The 20,156-nt window shown below is 68.0% G+C and carries 21 protein-coding genes and 1 tRNA gene; 8 read left to right on the top strand and 14 right to left on the bottom strand.

Annotated elements, in window-relative coordinates:
- Positions 1-31: 31 nt before the first annotated feature.
- From pyrH to rpsB, 3 genes are read right to left on the bottom strand one after another with little or no spacing between them, the layout of a single operon-like run.
- On the bottom strand, positions 32-751 hold the full coding sequence (gene pyrH / locus ACZ48Y_RS03085) for a UMP kinase (protein ID WP_464742055.1): 720 nt from the start codon (positions 749-751) through the stop codon (positions 32-34).
- A gap of 33 nt (positions 752-784) precedes the next feature.
- Positions 785-1,378, bottom strand: coding sequence for a translation elongation factor Ts (gene tsf / locus ACZ48Y_RS03080; RefSeq protein ID WP_464742053.1), 594 nt, complete (start codon positions 1,376-1,378; stop codon positions 785-787).
- The gene (rpsB, locus tag ACZ48Y_RS03075; protein WP_464742051.1) at positions 1,375-2,112 is read right to left on the bottom strand and encodes a 30S ribosomal protein S2; all 738 of its coding nucleotides are present in this window, start codon (positions 2,110-2,112) and stop codon (positions 1,375-1,377) included. The genes tsf and rpsB overlap by 4 nt, the downstream gene beginning before the upstream one ends.
- A 171-nt stretch (positions 2,113-2,283) precedes the next feature.
- Here rpsB and ACZ48Y_RS03070 point away from each other — a divergent pair.
- A tRNA-Ala gene (locus tag ACZ48Y_RS03070) sits at positions 2,284-2,358 on the top strand.
- 28 nt (positions 2,359-2,386) lie between these two features.
- Here ACZ48Y_RS03070 and ACZ48Y_RS03065 read toward each other — a convergent pair.
- Positions 2,387-2,860: a hypothetical protein gene (locus tag ACZ48Y_RS03065; RefSeq protein WP_464742049.1), complete on the bottom strand. Its 474-nt coding sequence runs from the start codon at positions 2,858-2,860 to the stop codon at positions 2,387-2,389.
- Between the two features lie 171 nt (positions 2,861-3,031).
- Here ACZ48Y_RS03065 and trpB point away from each other — a divergent pair, with 171 nt between their 5' ends.
- The 3 genes from trpB to ACZ48Y_RS03050 are packed head-to-tail and all read left to right on the top strand — an operon-like array spanning position 3,032 to position 5,851.
- Entirely contained in the window at positions 3,032-4,246 is a 1,215-nt protein-coding gene (trpB, locus tag ACZ48Y_RS03060) for a tryptophan synthase subunit beta (protein ID WP_464742047.1), read from the top strand.
- The gene (trpA, locus tag ACZ48Y_RS03055; RefSeq protein WP_464742045.1) at positions 4,243-5,028 is read left to right on the top strand and encodes a tryptophan synthase subunit alpha; all 786 of its coding nucleotides are present in this window, start codon (positions 4,243-4,245) and stop codon (positions 5,026-5,028) included. The genes trpB and trpA overlap by 4 nt, the downstream gene beginning before the upstream one ends.
- Positions 5,015-5,851: an MBL fold metallo-hydrolase gene (locus tag ACZ48Y_RS03050; protein ID WP_464742043.1), complete on the top strand. Its 837-nt coding sequence runs from the start codon at positions 5,015-5,017 to the stop codon at positions 5,849-5,851. The genes trpA and ACZ48Y_RS03050 overlap by 14 nt, the downstream gene beginning before the upstream one ends.
- Here the strand turns inward: ACZ48Y_RS03050 and ACZ48Y_RS03045 are convergent.
- From ACZ48Y_RS03045 to ACZ48Y_RS03005, 9 genes are all read right to left on the bottom strand, one after another.
- A complete protein-coding gene (locus ACZ48Y_RS03045; RefSeq protein WP_464742041.1) occupies positions 5,848-6,633 on the bottom strand; it encodes a deoxyribonuclease IV in 786 nt (261 codons plus the stop codon). The two genes, ACZ48Y_RS03050 and ACZ48Y_RS03045, sit on opposite strands and share 4 nt — an antisense overlap.
- On the bottom strand, positions 6,630-7,058 hold the full coding sequence (locus tag ACZ48Y_RS03040; RefSeq protein ID WP_464742039.1) for a septal ring lytic transglycosylase RlpA family protein: 429 nt from the start codon (positions 7,056-7,058) through the stop codon (positions 6,630-6,632). Before ACZ48Y_RS03040 ends, ACZ48Y_RS03045 begins: the two co-directional genes overlap by 4 nt.
- A 104-nt stretch (positions 7,059-7,162) precedes the next feature.
- The gene (locus tag ACZ48Y_RS03035; protein WP_464742037.1) at positions 7,163-8,200 is read right to left on the bottom strand and encodes a M24 family metallopeptidase; all 1,038 of its coding nucleotides are present in this window, start codon (positions 8,198-8,200) and stop codon (positions 7,163-7,165) included.
- The gene (tpiA, locus tag ACZ48Y_RS03030) at positions 8,201-8,974 is read right to left on the bottom strand and encodes a triose-phosphate isomerase (protein WP_464742035.1); all 774 of its coding nucleotides are present in this window, start codon (positions 8,972-8,974) and stop codon (positions 8,201-8,203) included. It abuts the gene before it with no gap.
- Positions 8,971-10,155, bottom strand: a complete 1,185-nt coding sequence (locus ACZ48Y_RS03025; RefSeq protein ID WP_464742033.1) for a phosphoglycerate kinase — start codon at positions 10,153-10,155, stop codon at positions 8,971-8,973. Before ACZ48Y_RS03025 ends, tpiA begins: the two co-directional genes overlap by 4 nt.
- Positions 10,156-10,164: 9 nt before the next feature.
- On the bottom strand, positions 10,165-11,151 hold the full coding sequence (gap, locus tag ACZ48Y_RS03020; protein ID WP_464742031.1) for a type I glyceraldehyde-3-phosphate dehydrogenase: 987 nt from the start codon (positions 11,149-11,151) through the stop codon (positions 10,165-10,167).
- A 66-nt stretch (positions 11,152-11,217) separates the two neighbouring features.
- Complete coding sequence (locus ACZ48Y_RS03015) at positions 11,218-12,474, bottom strand: ABC transporter substrate-binding protein (RefSeq protein WP_464742029.1); 1,257 nt, start codon at positions 12,472-12,474, stop codon at positions 11,218-11,220.
- A 16-nt stretch (positions 12,475-12,490) separates the two neighbouring features.
- The gene (locus ACZ48Y_RS03010; protein ID WP_464742792.1) at positions 12,491-13,636 is read right to left on the bottom strand and encodes a carbohydrate ABC transporter permease; all 1,146 of its coding nucleotides are present in this window, start codon (positions 13,634-13,636) and stop codon (positions 12,491-12,493) included.
- A 61-nt stretch (positions 13,637-13,697) separates the two neighbouring features.
- A complete protein-coding gene (locus ACZ48Y_RS03005) occupies positions 13,698-14,939 on the bottom strand; it encodes a carbohydrate ABC transporter permease (protein ID WP_464742027.1) in 1,242 nt (413 codons plus the stop codon).
- Between the two features lie 24 nt (positions 14,940-14,963).
- Between ACZ48Y_RS03005 and smpB the strand changes: the two genes are divergently transcribed.
- From smpB to ACZ48Y_RS02985, 4 genes are read left to right on the top strand one after another with little or no spacing between them, the layout of a single operon-like run.
- On the top strand, positions 14,964-15,407 hold the full coding sequence (smpB, locus tag ACZ48Y_RS03000) for an SsrA-binding protein SmpB (protein ID WP_464742025.1): 444 nt from the start codon (positions 14,964-14,966) through the stop codon (positions 15,405-15,407).
- Positions 15,395-16,537 (top strand): hypothetical protein, encoded by a 1,143-nt coding sequence (locus ACZ48Y_RS02995; protein WP_464742023.1) that lies wholly within the window; start codon positions 15,395-15,397, stop codon positions 16,535-16,537. Before smpB ends, ACZ48Y_RS02995 begins: the two co-directional genes overlap by 13 nt.
- On the top strand, positions 16,534-17,067 hold the full coding sequence (locus tag ACZ48Y_RS02990) for a GerMN domain-containing protein (protein WP_464742021.1): 534 nt from the start codon (positions 16,534-16,536) through the stop codon (positions 17,065-17,067). The genes ACZ48Y_RS02995 and ACZ48Y_RS02990 overlap by 4 nt, the downstream gene beginning before the upstream one ends.
- Complete coding sequence (locus ACZ48Y_RS02985; protein ID WP_464742019.1) at positions 17,064-17,405, top strand: MazG nucleotide pyrophosphohydrolase domain-containing protein; 342 nt, start codon at positions 17,064-17,066, stop codon at positions 17,403-17,405. Before ACZ48Y_RS02990 ends, ACZ48Y_RS02985 begins: the two co-directional genes overlap by 4 nt.
- Positions 17,406-17,485: 80 nt before the next feature.
- On the opposite strand, the gene leuS is transcribed toward ACZ48Y_RS02985, so the two are convergent.
- Positions 17,486-20,116 (bottom strand): leucine--tRNA ligase, encoded by a 2,631-nt coding sequence (gene leuS / locus ACZ48Y_RS02980; protein WP_464742017.1) that lies wholly within the window; start codon positions 20,114-20,116, stop codon positions 17,486-17,488.
- Positions 20,117-20,156: the final 40 nt, after the last annotated feature.

Raw genomic sequence — 20,156 nt, 5'->3', positions numbered from 1 at the left:
CGGGTTTCCTTAAAGACCTCCTTGAACACGGCTAGACCCCCTTTCCACTGTGGATCAGTGTACCAACCGGCTGTCCTTCGAGGACCCGCACCAGGTTGCCCGGGGCGAAGATGTCGAAGACCACGATCGGCAGGTCGGCCTCCATGCACAGGGTCACCGCGGTGGCGTCCATGACCTCGAGGTTCTTGGCCAGGAGGTCCATGTAGGTGAGGCGGGAAAAACGCCGGGCGTCGGGGTGCTGGCGGGGGTCCTTGTCGTAGACCCCGTCGACCTTGTTCTTGGCCATCAGGACCACGTCGGCGCCGATCTCCAGCGCCCTAAGCGCGGCCGCGGTGTCGGTGGAGAAGAAGGGGTTGCCGGTGCCCCCTCCGAAGATCACCACCCGCCCCTTCTCCAGGTGCCGCAGTGCCCGGCGGCGGATGTAGGGCTCGGCGACCTCGGTGATGGTGAGCGCGGTCTGCACCCGGGTCTCCAGGCCCAGGCCCTCGAGCGCGTCCTGCAGGGCCAGGGCGTTCATGATCGTGCCCAGCATCCCGATGTAGTCGGCGGTGGCCCGGTCCATGCCGCTGCCCTGGCGGGCGCCACGCCAGAGGTTGCCGGCCCCGACGACGATCGCCAGCTCGACCCCGGTCTCCGCCTTGGCCCGGGCGATCTCCTCGGCGAGGGCCCGGCTGGCCTCGGGCTTGATGCCAAAGCCCCCGCCGGAGAGGAACTCGCCGGACAGCTTAAGGAGCACGCGTTTATAACTCATGACCGAAAAAAAGGGGCCCCGAAGGGCCCCGTCTCACTCGCCGCCCAGCTCAAAGCGGCAAAAGCGTCGGACCTGGATGTTCTCGCCGAGCTTGGCGATCGCCTGCTGGATCAGCTCGCCAACGGTGAGTTTGTCGTCCTTGACGAAGGGCTGCTCGAGCAGGACGACCTCCTGGATGTACTTCTTGAGCCGGCCCTCGGCGATCTTCTCGGCGATCGCTTCCGGCTTGCCTTCGGCCATCGCCGCCTTCTTGTAGATCTCCCGCTCCTTTTCCAGCTCCTCGGCGGGGATCTCCTCCTTGCTCACGTACTTGGGGGCGGCCATCGCGATGTGCATCGCGAGGTCCTTGGCCAGCTTCTGGAACTCCTCGTTGCGGGCGACGAAGTCGGTCTCGCAGTTGAGCTCCAGGAGGACGCCGAGGCGCTGGTTGTGGTGGATGTAAGCGGTGACGAGGCCTTCCTTGGCCTCGCGGCCGGCTTTCTTGGCGGCCTTCATCGCGCCCCGCTCGCGGAGCAGCTGGATCGCCTTCTCCTCGTCCCAGCCAGCGTCCTCGAGCGCTTTCTTGACGTCCATCATGCCCGCGCCGGTCTGGCTGCGCAGTTTCTTGATCAGTTCGATCTGGCTCATGCTTCAGCTCCTTCCTCGGTGGCCTCGGCCTCGCTGGGCGCGGTCTCGCCGCCCCCCTTGGCCTCGATGATCGCGTCGGTGAATCGGCTGGTGACCAGCTGGATCGAGCGGATCGCGTCGTCGTTCCCGGGGATGATGTGGTCGATCAGGTCGGGATCGGCGTCGGTGTCCGCGTAGGCGATGACCGGGATGCCCAGCTTGTTCGCCTCGCGCACCGCGATCTCCTCCTTGACCGGGTCGATGACGTAGAGCGCGTCGGGGAGCCGTTTCAGCTTGCGAAAGCCGCCGAGGTACTTCTGCAGGCGCTCGAGCTCGCGCTTGAGGCGCACCTGCTCCTTCTTCGGCCGGTCGTGGATCTCCTCGGATTCGAAGAGGGCCTCGAGCTCCTCCAGGCGCTTGACCCGGGAGGAGATCGTCTTGAAGTTGGTCAGCATCCCGCCCAACCAGCGCTGGTTGACGTAGGGCATCCCCGCCCGGTCGGCCTCGATCTGGATGATCTCCTGGGCCTGCTTCTTGGTCCCCACATAGAGGATCACCCCGCCACGGGCGGCGAGATCGGCGGCGAACGCGCAGGCCCGCTGCATCAGGGGCAGGGTCTTTTGCAGGTCGATGATGAAGATGCCGCCCCGCTCCGCGTAGATGTAGGGCTTCATCTTGGGGTTCCAGCGCTTGGTCTCGTGACCGAAGTGGACCCCGGCCTCCAGGAGCTCCTTCATCGTGATGTTACAAGCCATACGTTCTCCTCTTCCGGGGGGCGTTGAGGCGAGCGTTCGCCGGCGCGCCCGGCCATCTCCCAGGGGACACCCCCCTGCCCCCGGGGGCCTCGGCGCACCAAGGGGCCATTATAGGGGGTCGCGATGGGTTTGACCAGCCAGGGGCCCGCCTCTAGAATGCGTTTGGCCTACGGGGCCGTAGCTCAGCGGGAGAGCACCCGCCTTGCAAGCGGGAGGTCGGGGGTTCGAATCCCCCCGGCTCCACCAAAGCGGCGCCGAACGGCGCCGTCTTCCTTTATAAGTTGAGCCCCTCGACCCTGTAGAGGAGGTGGCCGCCGCAGGTCCCTTCCCCGAAAAAGAGGCGCACCTCGACGGCGCGAAGCGGCCCGCGCTGGGTCAGGAAGATCCAGAGGGTGCGCGTCTTCGGGTCCCAGTGGGTCGTCCATGCCCGCTTTTGGGCTTCCTCGCAGCGCCAGTCGCGGCCGTCGAAGGTGCAGACCCGGATGAGGGCGATCTGGGTCTTGGGGAAGGGGCGCGGGGTCTTGAGCACCTCGCGGACGAGCTCGCCTCCGCGAAAGCTATAGCGAACCTTGAGGGTCCAGTCCGGCCGGCGGTAGGGGAGGGCGAGCTTGAGGGTGGCCTTCTTCTTGAAGGCCTTAAGCGGCAGGGGGCCGGGCATCGTGTAGATCCCGTCCGGGCAGTAGAGCACCGCCCCCGGGGTGCCCTGGGTGGGGAGGGCGAGCGCCAGCAGGACGACGAGCGCCAGCATCTTGGGGGCATTGTATCCAAGGCGTGTTGAAGCCCGGCCGCGGGCCTTTTAGCATAGGGCCATGCGGGTGCGTACCCCAAGGAGCTACAAGGTGCGGCTGCACCCTCTCTAGGGGCGCCCCGCGGGCCCTTTGGCGCTTAAACCCTATGCCACGCAACAAGGAGGCTGTGCTTGAACTGGACCTTTCTCGACTACCCCTGGCCGGATCGCCAGGGACGCTTTGGAGCGTTTGGCGGACGCTACGTGCCGGAGACCCTGATCCCCGCCCTCGAGGCCCTCGAGGTGGCCTGGCGCGAAGCGCGGCGTGACCCCGCCTTCCTCGCCGAGTTCTCCCGCTACCTGCGGGACTACGCCGGGCGCCCCACCCCGCTGTATTACGCGGAAAACCTGAGCCGCGCGCTCGGGGTGAAGACCTACCTCAAGCGCGAGGACCTGGCCCACACCGGCGCCCACAAGATCAACAACACCTTGGGGCAGGCGCTCCTGGCCAAGCGCATGGGCAAGACCCGGGTGATCGCCGAGACCGGGGCTGGGCAGCACGGGGTCAGCGTGGCCACCGCCGCGGCCCTGTTTGGGCTCCAGGCGGTGGTCTACATGGGCGAGGAGGACGTGCGCCGCCAGGCGCTGAACGTGTTCCGCATGCGCCTTTTGGGGGCCGAGGTGATCCCCGTCAAGAGCGGCACCCGGACCCTCAAGGACGCCACCAACGAGGCCATCCGCGACTGGGTGACGAACGTCCGCGACACCTTCTACATCCTCGGCTCGGTCGTCGGCCCCCACCCTTATCCGGCGATCGTGCGCGACTTTCAGAGCGTGATCGGGGAGGAGATCCAAGCCCAGCTCGAGGCCGCCGAGGGCCGCTCGATCCCGGACGCGATCGTGGCCGCGGTCGGCGGTGGCTCCAACGCGATCGGGGCCTTCGCGCCCTTCCTCTACACCGAGCCCCGCCCCCGCCTGGTGGGGGTGGAGGCCGCCGGGGAGGGCCTTGGCACCGGGCGGCACGCGGCGAGCATCGGTGGCGGCCGGGTGGGCGTGCTGCACGGCAGCCGGATGTACCTCTTGCAGGACGAGGACGGGCAGATCGCCCCGGCGCACTCGGTCTCCGCCGGGCTCGACTACCCCGGGGTCGGCCCCGAGCACAGTCACCTCGCCGAGACCGGAGTGGTCGAGTACCGCGCGGTCACCGACGCCGAAGCGCTGGAGGCCTTTGAATGGCTTTCGCGGCTAGAAGGCATCATCCCCGCGCTCGAGTCCGCCCACGCCGTCGCCTACGCCCGCAAGCTGGCTGGTGAACTTCCCAAGGACGCGATCCTGGTGATCAACGTCTCCGGTCGCGGCGACAAGGACGTGCAGGAGGTCGCGCGCTTGAAGGAGGCGGCGAGATGAGCCGGGTGCAAGCGGCCTTCTTGCGGGCCCGGGACGCCGGCCGTCGGGCGGTGATCCCCTACCTGACCGCGGGTTTTCCGGACCCCGAGGGCTTCCTCGCGCTGGCCACGCGACTGGCCAACGCCGCGGACCTGATGGAGATCGGCCTGCCGTACTCCGATCCCTTGGGCGACGGGCCGGTCATCCAGCAGGCGAGCGAGGTCGCGCTTCGCCAGGGGGTGCGCACCGAGACGACCCTCGAGCTCATCCGGGCCCTCAAGCGTGCAACGGACACCCCGCTCCTCTTGATGACCTACGTCAACCCGGTGTTGGCCTGGGGCCCGGCGCGGTTCTTCTCCGCCTTCGCCGAGGCCGGGGTGGAGGGGGTGATCTTCCCCGACCTCCCGGCAGGGGAGGACCCGGCCATCGCCGAGGCCGCGCGCCAGGCCGGGCTCGATCCGGTCTTTCTGGTCGCCCCGACCACCACCGAGGTGCGGCTTGAGGCGGTCGCCGCGGCCAGCCGGGGCTTCATCTACGCGGTCAGCGTCACCGGGGTCACCGGGGCCCGGGAGCGCCTCCCCGAAGAGGTGGCGGCCTTGGTCGAGCGGGTTCGCGCGGTGAGCTCGCTCCCGGTGGCGATCGGGTTCGGCATCTCCGGCGAGGCCACCGCCCGCCAGGCCGCCGAGGCCGGCGCCGACGGTGTGGTCGTGGGCTCGGCGTTGATCCGGGCGATCCAGCAAGGGCAGGACCCCTTAGAGGTCCTGGCCGCGGTGCGAAAAGGGGTGAGGGATGCAGCGTCTTGAGCTCGGGCCCTTCGAGGTCTACCTCTTCGTCGACGGCCGCTTCTGGCTCGACGGGGGAGCGATGTTCGGCGTCGTTCCCAAGGCGATCTGGTCGAAGAAGACCGAATCCGACGAGCAAAACCGCATTCCCCTGGTGATCCGGCCGATGCTCGTGCGCGCGGGGGAGCGTTGGATCCTGGTGGAGACCGGGCTCGACGTCAAGCCCGGGGAAAAGCACCGAACGATCTACCGCATCGAGCAGAGCCACGGGGTCTTCGCCGCGTTGAAGGCGCTGGGGATCGGGGTGGAAGAGATCGACCTGGTGATCAACACCCACCTGCACTTCGACCACGCGGGCTGGAACACCCGGCTCGAGGACGGGCGCCTGGTGCCGACCTTTCCCAACGCGCGCTACCTGGTGCAGCGCCAGGAGCTTCACGACGCGCTCCATCCCCACGAGCGCAACCGCGGCAGCTACCTTCCGGAGAACGTCGAGCCCCTTTTCGAGGCCGGTCGCTTCGAGCCGGTCGAGGGCGAGGTCGAGCCGGTCAAGGGGCTGCGGCTCGTTCCCTTCCCCGGCCACACCCTGGGGCAGCAGGGGGTGGTGCTCGAGGCCGAGGGGCGCCGGCTGGTCTACACCGCGGACCTGCTGCCCACCTTCCAGCACGTCGGCCTGCCCTACATCATGGGCTACGACCTCTACCCGGTGACCACCTTGGAGACGCGAAAGCGCCTCTACCCGGACTGGGCTGAGGGGGACACCTTGCTCGTCACCCCCCACGACCCGCGCCGCCCCTACGCCCGGCTGCGCCAGGGGCCTCGGGGATGGGAGGCGGTGGACTAGGCCGCGTTGGCCCAGGCGCGGAAGGTCTTGAGGTTCTTGGCGTCGTCGGGCTTCGGGGTCTCCATGACAAAGGGCAGGTCCCGCACCCTGGGGTCTTTCAGGAAGGCCTTCAGCGCCTCGCCCATCGTCCCCTCGCCAAGGGAGGCGTGGACGTCGCGCCGGCTACCTTTGAGGTGGGCGGCGTCGTTGAAGTGGATGAGCGCCAGGCGCTCGCGCAGCCCCCGGGCTTCGAGGGCGTCGAGGAAGGCGATCGGATCGTAGCCCGCGAGCCAGGCGTGGGCGGTGTCCAGGGCCAGGCCGAAGGGCGTATCGGCGAGGAGCGCGGCGAGCTCCTCGGGGTCGGCGCCGCGCTTTTGCCCGCCTCCGGCGGTGTTCTCGATGAGCAGGCGGGCCGGGCTGGGGGCCAGGGCCTGGGCCTGGTAGAGTCCCTCGCGGATCCGTTCGATCGGGCCCGATCCGGGGTGCACCACCACCGCCTCCGCGCCGAGCAGCCGGGCCTTTTCCAGGTCGTCGGCGAGGGAGAAGACGCTCTTTTCGAAGAGCTCGCCGGTGGCCCCGAGGTTGACCAGGTAGCTGGCGTGGATCGCGAGGTGGGCGATGCCTAAAAGCTCGCGCTTGATGCGGAAGGCCTCGGCCAGCGCCGGAGGTAAGGGCTTTCTTCGCCAGGCCCGGGGGCTCTTGGCGAAGATCTGCACGGCGTTGACGCCGAGCGCTTCGGCCTCGTGGAGCGCGGTAAGGAAGCTCTCCTTGCCGGCGATCGAGAAGTGGAACCCAACCTTCATGGCAGGTAGAGCCAGACCTCGGTGAGGCCGGCGCGGTCGAGGTCGATCGCCCGGGCGGCGGCCGCCGAGAGATCGATGATCCGGCCGGCCTTAAAGGGGCCGCGGTCGTTGACCCGCACCCAGACCGCTTCCCCGGTGTCCAGCCGCACGACCAGGACCTTGGTGCCAAAGGGCAGGCTGCGGTGGGCGGCGGTCAGCGCCTCAGGGTCGAAGCGCTCGCCGGAGGCCGTGCGCCGGCCGGCGAATCCCGGTCCGTACCAGCTCGCAAGGCCCCGCTGGGCGCGCCTCAAGGGGCGCGTCTCGAGGTGCCGGAGCACCTGGCCGGGGTAGATCGTCGTTCCCCTCAGGCGGTTTTCCCGGGCCAGGTGCGCCGGCGTGGTGTCCAGGTAGCGGGCGTTGGTGTAGAGGGTCTCGCCTTTGCGCACGATTTGCTTGAGCCAGCGCCCGCCGCTTGGGCGGGCCGTGCTCGGCGCCGGAGCACAGGCCGCGAGGAAGATAGAGAAAAAAATCACGAACGGGTAGGCGTGCCTCATTCCACAAGCTCCCACCAGGCGGGGGCCGAATCCAACCGCGCGTAGCCGTCCTCGGTGATCAGGACGAGGTGTTCCTCGCGGGCCCCGCCGAGGCCGGGGATGTAGACCCCGGGCTCCAGGGTGACCACCATCCCCGGTTCCAGCACGTCGTCCGAGTTCGCGGCGAGCCTCGGGGCCTCGTGGACCTCGAGCCCCACCCCGTGCCCCAGGCTGTGCACGAAGTACCGGGCGAGGCCATCCCGCTCCAGTTCGCTGCGGGCGATGCGGTCGAGCTCCTTGGCCGCGACCCCGGGACCGGCGGCCTCGAGCGCGGCCTTGAGCGCCCGCCGAACCGCGTCGTGCAGGCGCACCAGCTCGCGGCTGGGGGTTCCCAGTCGCCAGGTGCGGGTGGCGTCCGAGTGGTAGCCCCCGTAGCGTGCCCCCCAGTCCACGGTGACCAGGGTGTCCGGCGTCAGCAGGGCGTCGGTGGGCCGGGCGTGGGGCAGCGCCCCCCGCGCCGCGCTGGCGACGATGGGGTCGAAGGCCTTCTCCTCGGCGCCGAGCGTCTTCATCTCGCATTCCAACGCCAGCGCGATGGCCCGTTCGCTCACCCCCGGTCGCAGCTGGGAGCGGACCTTCTCAAAGGCGGCGTCGGCGAGCTTCGCGGCCTGCCGGATTCGCTCGACCTCCTCGGGTCGCTTGATACGCCTCAGCGCCTCCACCCGTCCGCGGGTGGGGACGAGCTCGCCCCGGTAAGCCTCCGCGAGCCTTTCGTACTGGCTCAGGCTCAGGGCACTGGCCTCGAACCCCAGCCGGCCTTTGGCGTGGGCGGCCACCAGCTGCACCCAGTCCCGCCCGATGAGGTAGGGGAGGTCCCCATCCCTGAGCGCGTTCTCGTAAAGGGGCGAGGTGATCAAGCGCGGGCCGGAGGCCTCCAGCAGGACCCAGGCGTCCCCCTCGTGGGCGAACCCGGTGAGGTAGCGGACGTTCTTGGGGTGGGTGACGAGGAGGGCGTCGAGGCCTTCAAGAAGGTTAGGGAAATCATTCACGAGCATTTAGGCCTTCTTCTTTTCACAAAGCTGCTGATAGAGCCGAGCGAAATGCTCAACCTCCAAACTCGCGCCGCCAACCAGTCCACCATCCACATTGGGCCCTTCAAGGATCTCCGGGAAGTTCGCCGGCTTAATCGAACCCCCGTAGAGGACGCGGACCCCCTCGGAAAACCCCGGGCCAAAGCGCTCGGCCAGCGCCCCGCGGATCACCCTGGCCATGGCCTCGGCGTCCTCGGGCGCGGCGCTCTTCCCGGTCCCGATGGCCCAGATCGGTTCGTAGGCGATGACCAACCGCTCGGGCGCCTCGGGCCGGACCCCCTCCAGGCTCTCCATGAGCTGACGCCGGACGAAGAGGACCGCTTCGCCCGCCTCGCGCACCGCGAGCGGCTCCCCGACGCAGAGGATCGGGGTCAGCCCGGCCTCGAGGGCCCGCGCGGCCTTCTTTGCCACCAGCGCCGAGGCCTCGTTCCAGTGCTGGCGGCGCTCGGAGTGGCCGACGATCGCGTAGCGTGCCCCGGTGTCCGCGACCTGGTATGCGGAGACCTCGCCGGTGTAGGCGCCCCAGTCGTGGGCGCTCACGTCCTGGGCGCCGAAGGCCACGCCGCTGCCAGCGAGTTCTTCGGCGGCGACGGGCAGGATGGGGAAGGACGGAAGGATCGCGACCTCCACCGCGGGGTCCGGCCGGATCAGCTCGTCGAGGAACGCCGCGAACCAGGTCCGGGCCTCGCTCGGGGTCTTGTGCATCTTCCAGTTTCCGGCAAGAAGTGGCGTCCTCATCCCCACGCCTCCAGCACTTCCAGGCCGGGAAGGTGGCCTTCGTTCTCCAAAAAGGCCAGGCTCGCCCCGCCCCCGGTCGAGACGTGGCTGAACGCCTCGATCAGGCCCAGGCGGTGCACCGCGGCGACCGAGTCCCCGCCGCCGACCACGGTGTAGGCGCCCTCGAGGGCGGCGATCGCCTGGGCGACGGCGAGCGTCCCCTGGTCGAAGGGAGGCTGCTCGTAGACCCCCATCGGGCCGTTCCAGAAGACGGTCTTAGCGTCCTTCAGGACCTCGGCAAAACGCTTACGGGTCTCGGGGCCGATGTCCAGGCCCATCCAGTCCCCGGGGATGGCGTCCGCGGGGAAGACTCGGGTCTCGACCCCGGGGGCGATCTCCCTCGCCGCGACCACGTCCACCGGCAGCTCGATCGGCGTTCCCAGCCGCTCGGCCTCGGCCAGCAGCTCTCTCGCCAACGCCAGCCGGTCCTCCTCCACCAAGCTGCGGCCGACCTCCCCACCCCGGGCCTTGATGAAGGTAAAGGCCATCGCCCCGCCGACCAGGAGGCCGTCGATCTTGGGCAGCAGGTTTTCGATCAGCCCGATCTTGTCCGAGACCTTGGCCCCGCCGAGGACGACGCGGTAGGGCCGCGCGTACCCCTGGAGGAGACGGCCGAGGGCCTGGACCTCCTTGTCCACCAGGTAGCCGGCGTAGCTCGGCAGGTGCCGGGCTACCCCGACCACCGAAGCATGGGCCCGGTGGGCCACGGAAAAGGCGTCGAGGACGAAGGCCTCACCGAGCCGGGCGTACCTTTTGGCGAGCTCGGGGTCGTTCTTGGTCTCGCCGGGCTCGAAGCGCACGTTCTCGAGCAGGGCCACGACCGCCGGACCGAGTCCCCGCACCACCTGGTAGGTCTCCTCTGAGGCGGGCGGGAAGGGGATGTAGTGCACCGGCTGGCCCAACAGCGTCTCCAGGTGCTGGGCCACCGGACGCAGCCGGAAGGCGGGATCGAGGCCCTTGGGACGGCCGAGGTGGCTCATCAGCACCACCGTGGCCTGGCGCGCGAGGAGGTCTTGGATCGTGGGCAGGTGGGCCCGGATCCGGGTGTCGTCGGCCACCGCCCCGTTCTTGAGCGGGACGTTGAAGTCCACCCGGACCAGGACCCGTTTGCCGCTGGCCTCGAGCTCAGGAAGGCGTCGCACCCGGGCCCCCTAGAGCGTTCGCAGGAGCTCGACGAGGTCCACGACCCGGGTCGCGTACCCCCACTCGTTGTCGTACCAGGCGAAGACCTTCACCAGCCGGCCGATGGCCTTGGTCATCTTGGCGTCGACGATCGAGGAATGGGGGTTGCCGACGATGTCCGTGCGCACCAGCTCCTCCTCGCTGTACTCGAGGATCCCCTTGAGCGGTCCCTCGGCGGCGGCCTTGAGGGCGGCGTTGACCTCCTCGGCGCTGACCTCGCGCTTGAGCAGGGCGACGATGTCCGAGATCGAGCCGGTCGGGGTGGGCACCCGCAGCGAGACCCCGTCGAACTTCCCTTTGAGCTGGGGCAGGGTCAGGGTGGTCGCGATCGCCGCGCCGGTGGTGGTGGGAATGATGTTCACCGCCGCCGCCCTTGCCCGGCGCAGGTCCTTGTGCGGCAGGTCGAGGATGCGCTGGTCGTTGGTGTAGGAGTGGACAGTGGTCATCAACGCCTCCTCCACCCCGAAGGCCTCCTCGAGGACCTTCATCACCGGGGCCAGGGAGTTGGTGGTGCAGGAGGCGTTGGAGATGATGCGGTGCTCGGGCTTGAGCGCGTGGTGGTTGACCCCGATCACCACCGTGATGTCCGGGTCCTTGGCGGGGGCGGTGATGATCACCCGCTCGGCCCCTGCCTTGAGGTGCTTCTCCGCGCCGGCGCGGTCGCGGAAGTGACCGGTGGCCTCGATCACCACATCCACGCCGAGGTCCTTCCAGGGCAGCCTCTCGGGGTCGGGGATCGCGGTGGCCTTGACCTTTTGACCGTCAACGATGATGTGCTCGTCGTCGTGGCCGACCTCACCGGGGAAGCGGCCGTAGTTCGAGTCGTACTTCAAGAGATGCGCGAGGGTCTTGTTGTCGGTCAGGTCGTTGACCAGCGCGACCTCCATCCCTCGCGCGTGCATGATGCGAAACACCTGTCGCCCGATCCGTCCGAACCCGTTGATGCCTACCTTCATCGGTTCACACCTCCATGCCCAATCTTAAAGGCCCCGGCGGCGGCGCCGGGGCCTTTAAAGGGCGGCCTAGCGGATCTGTCCGGAGAGCAGCTTCTCCACCAGCGCCTGTGCCCGGTCCAGGGCCTCGTCGACGCTGGCCTTGCCGAGGACGGCCTCGGTGATCGCCTGGCCCAGGATGTCGAAGCGGATCTGCTCCCATTGGGGGATCTGGGGCTCGTACTTGACGTAGCGGGCCTGCTTGAGGACCGCCAGGAAGTTGGGGTCGTCCTCGACCTTGGCCTGGAGCTCGGGCTCCTCGGCGGCCTTGGGGTTGACCGGGACGTAGCCGGTGGCCGCAGAGAAGATCGCCTGCACCTTGGGGCTGACGACGAAGTTCAAAAAGCTCGCCGCGAGCTTCTTCTGCGCGTCGCTGGCGCTGCGGAAGACGATGAGGTCGGTGCCCTGGACGAGGCCGTAGCCCGGCTGCGAGGCGCTCAGGCCGGGCAGGGTGGCCAGGCCAAGGTCGAACTTGGCCGCGCGCAGGTAGTAGCTGTAGCCCGCCGAGGTGTCGGTGGAGAAGCCAAAGGTGCCCTTGCCGAAGTTCTGGTTGATGTAACCGGAGGTGATCGCCTTGCCCCAACCCTCGCGCACGCTCTGGACCAGCATCGAGAGGGCCCGCTTGGCCTCCGGGGAGTTGACGACGAGCTTGCCGTCCTTCATGTATTCCCCGCCAAGGGTGAAGAACCAGTAGCCAAAGGTCGAGGTGTTGGGCTGGAACCAGTAGACCGGCTGGCCCTCGGCCCGGCTCAGCTGCTTGGCGGTGGCGACGAAGGCGTCGATCGTCTTCGGCACCTCGAGGCCATGCCGTTTCAAGAGGTCACGGTTGTAGTAGAGGACCTGGACCGACTTGTTGAAGGGTACGCCGTAGACCAGACCGTTAAAGCGCGCAGCGTTGAGGAAAATGGGGTTCAACCCCTCGAGGTTCACCCCCAGGGCTTGGACCGGGACGACCGCGTTGGCCTCGAGGTAGAGCGCGATCTGGTTCTCGTAAGCCTGGGCCAAGGTCGGCAGCTTCCCGGCGGCGAAGGCGGCCTTGATCTTGGTCGAGAGGTCGCGGTAGCCGCCCTGGTTGATCGGGCGGATGCAGCCCTCCCCGGCGTGCTGGCGGTTGAACTCGATCACCAGGTTCTCCAGTGCCTGGCGCGGGGCCCCGCCCCGGAACGCGTGCCAGAGCTCGGCGACCACCGGCGCCTTGGTGCACTGGGCCTTGATGACCGCCTCGGGGTTCTGCGCCCCGAGCGCAAGACCAAAGAACAGCATTCCCAGAACCAACCAGCGTTTCATACGCTCCACCTCCTCCTTACTTGATACCACTTCGCGCAATCCCCTGGATGAACTGCCGCTGCGCGAAGAAGTACCCCACGATGATCGGCAGGATGGCCATCGTCGAGGCGGCCATGAGCTGGCCGTAGTCGCTCCCGGCCTCGCCGATGAAGGCCTGAAGCCCGACCTGGATCGTGCGCATCTCCGGGCTCTGGGTCACGATCAAGGGCCAGAGCAAGGCGTTGTAGGCCCCGAGGAAGCTGAAGATGCCGTAGGTGACGAGGCCCGGAATCGCCAGCGGCAGGGCGATGCGAAAGAGCATGACGAAGTAGCTGGCCCCGTCGATCCGGGCCGCGTCGAAGAGGTCGCGGGGAAGCGAGAGGTAGAACTGCCGGAGCAAAAAGATGCCGAAGACCGAGGCCAGCCAGGGCACGATCAGCGCGTAGAAGGTGTCCAGCCAGCCCAGCCGGGAGAGCAGGATGTAGTTGGGGATCAAGAGGACCTCTCCGGGGACCATCATGGTGGCGATGAAGATCACGAAGACCGCTTCCTTTCCGGGGAAGGGCACCTGTGCGAAGGCGAAGGCGGCCATCGCGGCGATGAAGAGGCCCAAGGCCACTTGGGTGCCGGCGCTGACAAAGGAGACGTAGAAGTAGCGGGCGAAGGGCGCGGCGCGCCAGGCGGCGCGGTAGTTGTGGAAGACGTAGCCGAGCACGCCCGGGCTCAAGTTGACCCACTCCAGCTTCCAGAACGCCCCGCTGGAGCGGATCGCGTCGGGCTCGAGCTCGGGCCGGACGCGGCGGTAGGTCTTCTCGACGTAGATCACCGCCGGCAGCTCGGCGAACGCCCTGTCCCCGACGTTGGTCAGGCGCACCTCGACGCCGCCCTCGACGGGGACCACCTCGATCCGCGTCGCGGCCTTCAAGGGATCGAAGAAGACCCCCGGGGGGCTGGGGATGCGCACCCGGATGCGCCCCCGCCCCTCGAGGGCCAGGCGAAAGCGCACCGTGTGCCCGGGGGCGAAGCCGCCCCACCAGGGGCTCTGGCCCTCCTGGCCGAGGCGGTAGGCGGCCTTCCAGTTCGCCGGCTTGAGCCGCGCCGGCACCCAGATCGGCACCGCCTGCTGCGCTTCCTGGGGGCTTTTGACGCTGGTCACCAGCATCCAGTAGAAGGGAAAGGCCATGACCAGGGCACCCGCGCCGAGGACCAGATAGATCAGCGTGCGTCCCAAAAGCTGCCCGAGTCTACTCGCCATAGGTCACCCGCTTTTCCAGGACCTGCTTTTGCAAGAGCGTGAGCAGCAGGATGATAAAGAAGACGATCACCGCGATCGCCGAGGCGTAGGAGAAGTCGGAGTCGCGAAAGCCCTTGTTGTAGAGGTACATCGCTACGGTCAGGGTGTCGTTGAGCACGCCTCCGGTGGGGGTCATCACGTAGACCTGGGTGAAGACCTGAAAGGCCCCGATCAGGCCGATGATGGCCAGGAAGAAGGTGGTCGGCGAGAGCAGCGGCCAGGTGATGTAGCGCTGCTGCTGCCACCAGGTGGCGCCGTCGATCATCGCCGCCTCGTAGTAGACCCGGGGGATCGACTGCAGCCCGGCGAGGAGGATGACCACGTTGTAGCCGAGGAGGTGCCAGACGCTCATCACCATGATCGCCACAAAGGCCACGCTGGGGCCGGCGAGGAACCCGGTGAGCTCGAGGCCAAAGAGACGCTTGAACAAGAGCGCGAAGACCCCGTCCGGGGTGTGCAGCCAGTCGAACCCCGGGGTGTGCAGGAGGTAGTTGAGCACCCCGAACTCGGGGTGGTAGATCCAAAGCCAGACCGCTGCCGCGGCGGTGAGGGCGGTGATGTAGGGCAAGAAGTAGAGGGTGCGAAAGAGCCCCAAAAAGCGTATCCGCTGGTTCAGCAAGATGGCCACCAGCGTGCCCAGGAGGATCCCCGTGGGCACGGTAAAGAGGACGTACCAGAAGGTGTTTTGCAGGGCCCGCCAAAAGAGCGGATCCTGCATCAGGATGCGGTAGTTCTCAAGGCCCACGAAGCGGGCCTTGACGATGAAGTTAAAGCGGTCGAACAGGCTGATGTAGAAGGCGAAGAACGCGGGAAAGACGTTCCAGACGAGGACCAGCGCCAGGGCCGGCCAGACGAAGGCCCAGCCCCAAAACGCCGCGGCGGCTTTTTCCGGGAGCCGGTGACGTAGCGCGGCGTAAGCCCAAAAGGCCGCCAGCACCGGGGCCAGCCCCAGGTAGGGGGAGAGCCTCCAAAAGAACCCCAGGAACGCCAGCAAAAACCCCGGCCAGGCGGCCGGGGTGCGAAACCGCAAGAGGCCATAGAGCGACGCTGCCCCGGCCATGAAGGACAGGACGTCCGCAGAGCGACCGGTGAGCGTGGGGGAGAGCGCGATGTGGTGCGCGAAGGCGGTAAGAAAAAGAAGCACCCCAGAGCCCAGGAGCCCGGGGAGCAAGAAAGGGCGCGCGTCCTTCACCGCTTTCAAAGTATAGCGCGTAAAATGGCCCCCGTGGCGATGGAAAACCGCCGGGCCCGGCGGGACTACGAGATCCTGGAGACCTACGAGGCCGGCCTCGCGCTCAAGGGCACCGAGGTCAAGGCCCTGCGCGAGGGGAAGGTGGACTTCACCGGGGCCTTCGCCCGCTTCATCGGCGACGAGCTTTGGCTGGAAAACCTCTACATCGCCCCCTACGAAAAGGGGTCGTATACCAACCACGACCCGCGGCGGCGGCGAAAGCTCCTCTTGCACCGCCACGAGCTCAACAAGCTGCGCGGCAAGATCGAGCAACGGGGCCTGACCCTGGTCCCCCTCAAGCTCTACTTCAACGAACGCGGTTACGCCAAGGTCCTCCTGGGCCTGGCCCGGGGCCGGAAGGCCTACGAGAAGAAGGAAGTGGACAAGAAGAAGGCAATCGAGCGGGAGATGAAGGCTTGGTACGGGTAGCGCTGGCCCTGACGCTCGCGCTGGGACTGGCCCTCGCCCAGGGGGAAAAGCCCCTCCTGGCCGGGAGCGCGCTCTTGAGCGCGACCTACCCCTACGGTCGGGGCATCTCCTACGCTCCGGGGAAGGCGCTCGCAAGGGGCCTGGGCCTGGGGTACTTGAGGACGCCCTCCGGGGTCTACCTGACGCTGGGCACCCAGGGCATCCGGTTGCAGGTCCTGCCCAGCGACCGGGAGGCGGTCAAGGCCAACCCTCCGGAGGCGTTCGAGCGCGACGGCGCCGTCTACGTCCCCCTCAAGCGCGTGGCCAGCGCCCTCGGCGTGCGCTACATCGGGAGCGAGGCGGCGCTCCGGCTGGACCTGCCTCCCGCGCGCCTCGTCGGTGAGACGCTGGCCAACCCCCGCGGGCAGGACTGGCTCTACCTGGCGTTCTCCCGCGAGGTCAACGCGCTGCCGCTGGGGGATGCGACCTTCCTGGTCCTCGGGGGCAAGGACCCCGGGGGGTTCCGGCCGCTCTTCGGTCGCTACCTCTTTGGCCTGACCACCGAGGCGCATCCTCAGGGGCTGGTGGTCCGGCTCGAAGGCGCGAGCGGGCTAGCGCTTACCTGGGGCGCGGCGCCGAAGGGGCTTTGGTTCCGGATAGGCCCGCAGCCGCCGGAGGCCAGCACGCCCTGGGTAGCGGTGGGCTACGACCAACGCAACGATCGCCGCCTCGCCGAGGCCCTGGTCGGGGCCCTCGAGCGCGCCGATCTGCGGGCCGAGCTGGTCGAGGGGGCACCGGGGTTCGCGGACGTCTTTTTGCTGGTGGGCCGGGAGCGGGTCCCGGCGGTCTACGTCTACCGCCCCCGGGGCGCGCGCGGCTGGCCGCGCTTTCTCGCTGAAGCCCGGCAGGTGCTGGCCTTGCGTTCGGATCCGGTTTTGGCGCGTCAGGTGGCGCTCGAGCGCGAGAGCCAGCGGCTGGCCAGCCGCCTCGCCGCGGTGCTCGGGACCGGGGTAGGGAAGGCCGAGGTGCACCGCCTCGCCGCCGCGCCCAAGGCCGGGGTCTACCTGGGGCTGGTGCCCGGCGACGACCTGGCGGCCAGGCTCGATGCCATCGCCGCCGCGGTGCGCACCTATTTGGAGGAAACGCGATGAGGCTCTTGCAGGTCCTGGCCGGTGCGTTCGCCCTCCTGGGGTTGGGGTTCTTCCTCTGGACCCTGAAACCCCCTGCGGACCGGATCGAGAACCCGCCCGCCCTCGAGGTCGTCGCCACCCGGGAGGCCAAACCCCAGGTCCTGGTGCTCTACTTCGCCCGCGAGGACGGGCTGGGGCTGGTCGCCGAAAAGCGCACCGTCCAGCTCTCCGACGGTGAGGTCGGGCTGACCCGGGCCTTTTTCGAGCTCGCCAAGGGGCCGGAGATCGCCGGGGCGGCGCCGCTTTGGCCGGAAGGGTTGCCGGTGCCCGAGGTCTACGTCGGCCGGGGAGCGGTCTACATCAACCTGGATCCGGCCTTTGCCCGCCTCCCCATGGGGGTGCGCGAGGAGAGCCTTTTGCTCTACGGGCTGGCCAACACCGCCCTGGCCAACGCCGAGGCCGACGAGGTGCGCTTTCTCGTGGGCGGGGAGCCGCGGCCGGTGCTGGTGCACCTCGCGCTCCTGGACCCGTTTAGGAGGGCCAGCCGATGACGCTTCGCGCGTGGCAGGCCTGGGTGCGGGCCTTCGATGAGGCCCGGGGCTGGGAGCGGGTGGCCGACGAGCACGTCGCGCTGCACATCCTCGAGGAGCTCGGCGAGGTGGCGCGGGAGCTCTTGCGCGAGGCTGGCTACAAGGACGGCGAGAGCCGGTTGAGCGACGAGCTCGCGGACCTGGTGCTCTTGATCCTCAAGCTGGCCAATGCCCGGGGCGTGGACCTCGAGGGCGCGCTTTCCGCCAAAGCCCGGGAGCTCGAGGCCCGCTTTCCCGTCGAGGCGGCGCGGGCGGCGATGCGCCGCTACGAGGCCCGGCGCGGTCAGGACCCGGACTAGAGGTATTTGTTCGATAAGGGGTATTATCGAACATTTACAAGACGCGAAAAAGCGGGCGGGTTGACCCCGCCCGGAACCGCTCAGCGCACGACCAGGTTCAGGAGACGTCCCGGGACGTAGACCTCCTTGATCAACGTCTTGCCCTCGAGGTAGCGGCGCACGTTGGGGTGAGCCTTGGCCGTCGCCTTGATCTCGGCCTCGCTGGCGTCGGCCGGGACCTCGATGCGTGCCCGCACCTTGCCGTTGACCTGAACCACCAGGGTAAAGGTTTCGGCCTTGAGGGCGGCCTCGTCGTAGGCGGGCCAGCCGGAGAGAAACACCGAGCCGGTGCCGAAGCGCTGCCAGAGCTCCTCCGCGAGGTGCGGGGCAAAGGGCGCGAGCAGCTGGATGTAGGTCTTGAGCGCGGTCTTGTAGACCGGGGTCACCGGACGGGCGCGGCGGTAGTCGTAGAGCGCGTTCAAAAGCTCCATCAGGGCCGCGATCGCGGTGTTGAAGCGAAAGCCCTCCATGTCCTCGGTGACCTTCTTGATCGTTTGGTGCAGCTTCTGGTAGAGGGCCTTGTCCTCGCCCTCGAGCGCCCCGGGCTGAACGGTGGCCTCGGTCGTGGCCAGGGCCTCGCGGTCCTCCTCGAAGCGCCGCCAGACGCGGTTCAGAAAGCGCCAGGCCCCGGAGACCCCTTCCTCGGTCCAGACCATCTCCTTTTCCGGTGGCCCCGCGAAGAGGATCGTGATCCGCGCGATGTCCGCGCCCTGCTCCTTGACGAACGGGCCGACCATCACCCCATTCCCCAGGGACTTGGACATCACCGCGGGCTTCCAAAGGTGCAGCTTGCCGTCCTCGCCCTCGCGGAGCTCGGCGCCCATCTTCTTGAGGTCCTCGAGGGTCAGCTCGTTCGTGGCCAGCTCGAGCCGGATTCGCGTGGCCTCGGGGAGGATGACCTTCTCCCCTACCCGTTCCACCGGACCGAAGTCGGTCCAGCCAAGCACCATCCCCTGGGTGAAGAGCCCCTCGAAGGGCTCGTCGACCTTGACCATCCCCCAGTCGTAGAAGACCTTGGTGAAAAAGCGCGAGTACAGGAGGTGCAGGATCGCGTGCTCGATGCCCCCGATGTACTGGTCGACCGGCATCCAGAAGTCCGCCTTTTCACGGGCGAAAGGGGCGCGGTCGTTCTTGGGATCGGTGTAGCGCAGGTAGTACCAGGAGGAGTCGACGAAGGTGTCCATCGTGTCCGGGTCCCGCTTCGCCGGACCCCCGCAGCGGGGGCAGGTGGTGTGGATGAACTCCGGGTGGGCCTCGAGGGGGCTCTTGCCCTTGGGCCGGATCTGCTCGATGTCCTTGATCTCCGGGAGCTTGACCGGAAGGTCTTCCTCCGGCACTGGCACGATCCCGCACGTGGGGCAGTGGATCATCGGGATCGGGGTGCCCCAGTAGCGCTGGCGGCTGATCAGCCAGTCGCGCAAGCGGTAGGTGACGGTGGCCTTGCCCAGGCCCTGGGCTTCCAGCCAGGCGGCGATCTTGGCCTTGGCCTCCTCGTTCTTGAGTCCGTCGAAGGGGCCGGAGTTGATGAGCACTCCGGGGCCCTCGTAGGCGGCCTCGAGCGCCTCCGGTGCCGCCTGGCCTTCGGGGACGATGACCGGCTTGATCTCGAGGCCGTGGGCCTTTGCGAACTCGAAGTCGCGCTGGTCATGGGCGGGCACCGCCATGATCGCGCCGGTGCCGTAGTCCATGAGCACGTAGTCGGCGACGTAGACTGGAAGCGGCTCGCCGGTCGCGGGGTTCTTGGCGAAGGCCCCGGTAAAGACGCCGGTCTTCTCCCGTCCCTCGGCTTGACGCTCGATCGTGCTCTTTTGCTTGGCGGCCTTGACGTAGGCGCGGACCTCGGGGGCCCGCTCGGGAGGGGTGATCGCCTCGACCAGGGGGTGCTCCGGGGCGAGGACCATGAAGGTGGCCCCGAAGAGCGTGTCGGGGCGGGTGGTGAAGGCGCGGATCACCTCCCCCGGGTGGCCCTCGATTGGGAAGTGGATCTCCGCGCCTTCGGAGCGGCCGATCCAGGTTCGCTGCATGGCCTTGACCTTCTCCGGCCAGCGCTCGAGCTTATCCAGGTCTTTGAGCAACCGCTCGGCGTAGGCGGTGATCTTGAAGTACCACTGCTCGAGCTCCTTTTTCTCGACCAGGGTGTCCTCGTGGCGCCAGCAGCGACCGTCGATGACCTGCTCGTTGGCGAGCACGGTCTGGCACTTCGGGCACCAGTTCACCTCGGCCTTGGCCCGGTAGGCCAGGCCCTTCTCGAACATCTTGATGAAGAACCACTGGTTCCACTTGTAGTAGTCGGGTTCGCAGGTCGTGACCTCGCGGTCCCAGTCGTAGAGAATCCCCATGAGGTTCAGGGACTCCTTGGCCTTGGCGATGTTCTGATAGGTCCAGTCGCGGGGGTGCAGCCCGAATTTGAGGGCCGCGTTCTCCGCGGGGAGGCCAAACGCGTCCCAGCCCATGGGGTGTAGGACCGAAAAGCCCTGCATCTTCTTGAAGCGCGCGAGCGCGTCCCCCATGGTGTAGTTCTTCAAGTGCCCCATGTGCAGGTCGCCGGAGGGGTAAGGAAACATCTCCAGGACGTAGTACTTCTCCCCTTCCTCCTTGGCCTGCATGAGGCGGATCTCGTTCCAGTAGCGCTGCCACTTGGGCTCGATGGCGTGGGGGTTGTACCGCTCCATGTCGCCCTCCATCCTAGCGCACGCGCGGCTTGTTTTTTGG

This window comes from Rhabdothermus arcticus (genome assembly GCF_055382915.1).
This window is presented reverse-complemented; position numbering and strand designations above follow the sequence as displayed.

Coding starts and splice junctions, on each gene's coding strand:
- pyrH (WP_464742055.1), bottom strand. CDS start 751: ATGAGTTATAAACGCGTGCTCCTTAAGCTGTCCGGCGAGTTCCTCTCC.
- tsf (WP_464742053.1), bottom strand. CDS start 1,378: ATGAGCCAGATCGAACTGATCAAGAAACTGCGCAGCCAGACCGGCGCG.
- rpsB (WP_464742051.1), bottom strand. CDS start 2,112: ATGGCTTGTAACATCACGATGAAGGAGCTCCTGGAGGCCGGGGTCCAC.
- ACZ48Y_RS03065 (WP_464742049.1), bottom strand. CDS start 2,860: ATGCTGGCGCTCGTCGTCCTGCTGGCGCTCGCCCTCCCCACCCAGGGC.
- trpA (WP_464742045.1), top strand. CDS start 4,243: ATGAGCCGGGTGCAAGCGGCCTTCTTGCGGGCCCGGGACGCCGGCCGT.
- ACZ48Y_RS03050 (WP_464742043.1), top strand. CDS start 5,015: ATGCAGCGTCTTGAGCTCGGGCCCTTCGAGGTCTACCTCTTCGTCGAC.
- ACZ48Y_RS03045 (WP_464742041.1), bottom strand. CDS start 6,633: ATGAAGGTTGGGTTCCACTTCTCGATCGCCGGCAAGGAGAGCTTCCTT.
- ACZ48Y_RS03035 (WP_464742037.1), bottom strand. CDS start 8,200: ATGCTCGTGAATGATTTCCCTAACCTTCTTGAAGGCCTCGACGCCCTC.
- tpiA (WP_464742035.1), bottom strand. CDS start 8,974: ATGAGGACGCCACTTCTTGCCGGAAACTGGAAGATGCACAAGACCCCG.
- gap (WP_464742031.1), bottom strand. CDS start 11,151: ATGAAGGTAGGCATCAACGGGTTCGGACGGATCGGGCGACAGGTGTTT.
- ACZ48Y_RS03015 (WP_464742029.1), bottom strand. CDS start 12,474: ATGAAACGCTGGTTGGTTCTGGGAATGCTGTTCTTTGGTCTTGCGCTC.
- ACZ48Y_RS03010 (WP_464742792.1), bottom strand. CDS start 13,636: ATGGCCTTTCCCTTCTACTGGATGCTGGTGACCAGCGTCAAAAGCCCC.
- smpB (WP_464742025.1), top strand. CDS start 14,964: ATGGCCCCCGTGGCGATGGAAAACCGCCGGGCCCGGCGGGACTACGAG.
- ACZ48Y_RS02990 (WP_464742021.1), top strand. CDS start 16,534: ATGAGGCTCTTGCAGGTCCTGGCCGGTGCGTTCGCCCTCCTGGGGTTG.
- ACZ48Y_RS02985 (WP_464742019.1), top strand. CDS start 17,064: ATGACGCTTCGCGCGTGGCAGGCCTGGGTGCGGGCCTTCGATGAGGCC.
- leuS (WP_464742017.1), bottom strand. CDS start 20,116: ATGGAGCGGTACAACCCCCACGCCATCGAGCCCAAGTGGCAGCGCTAC.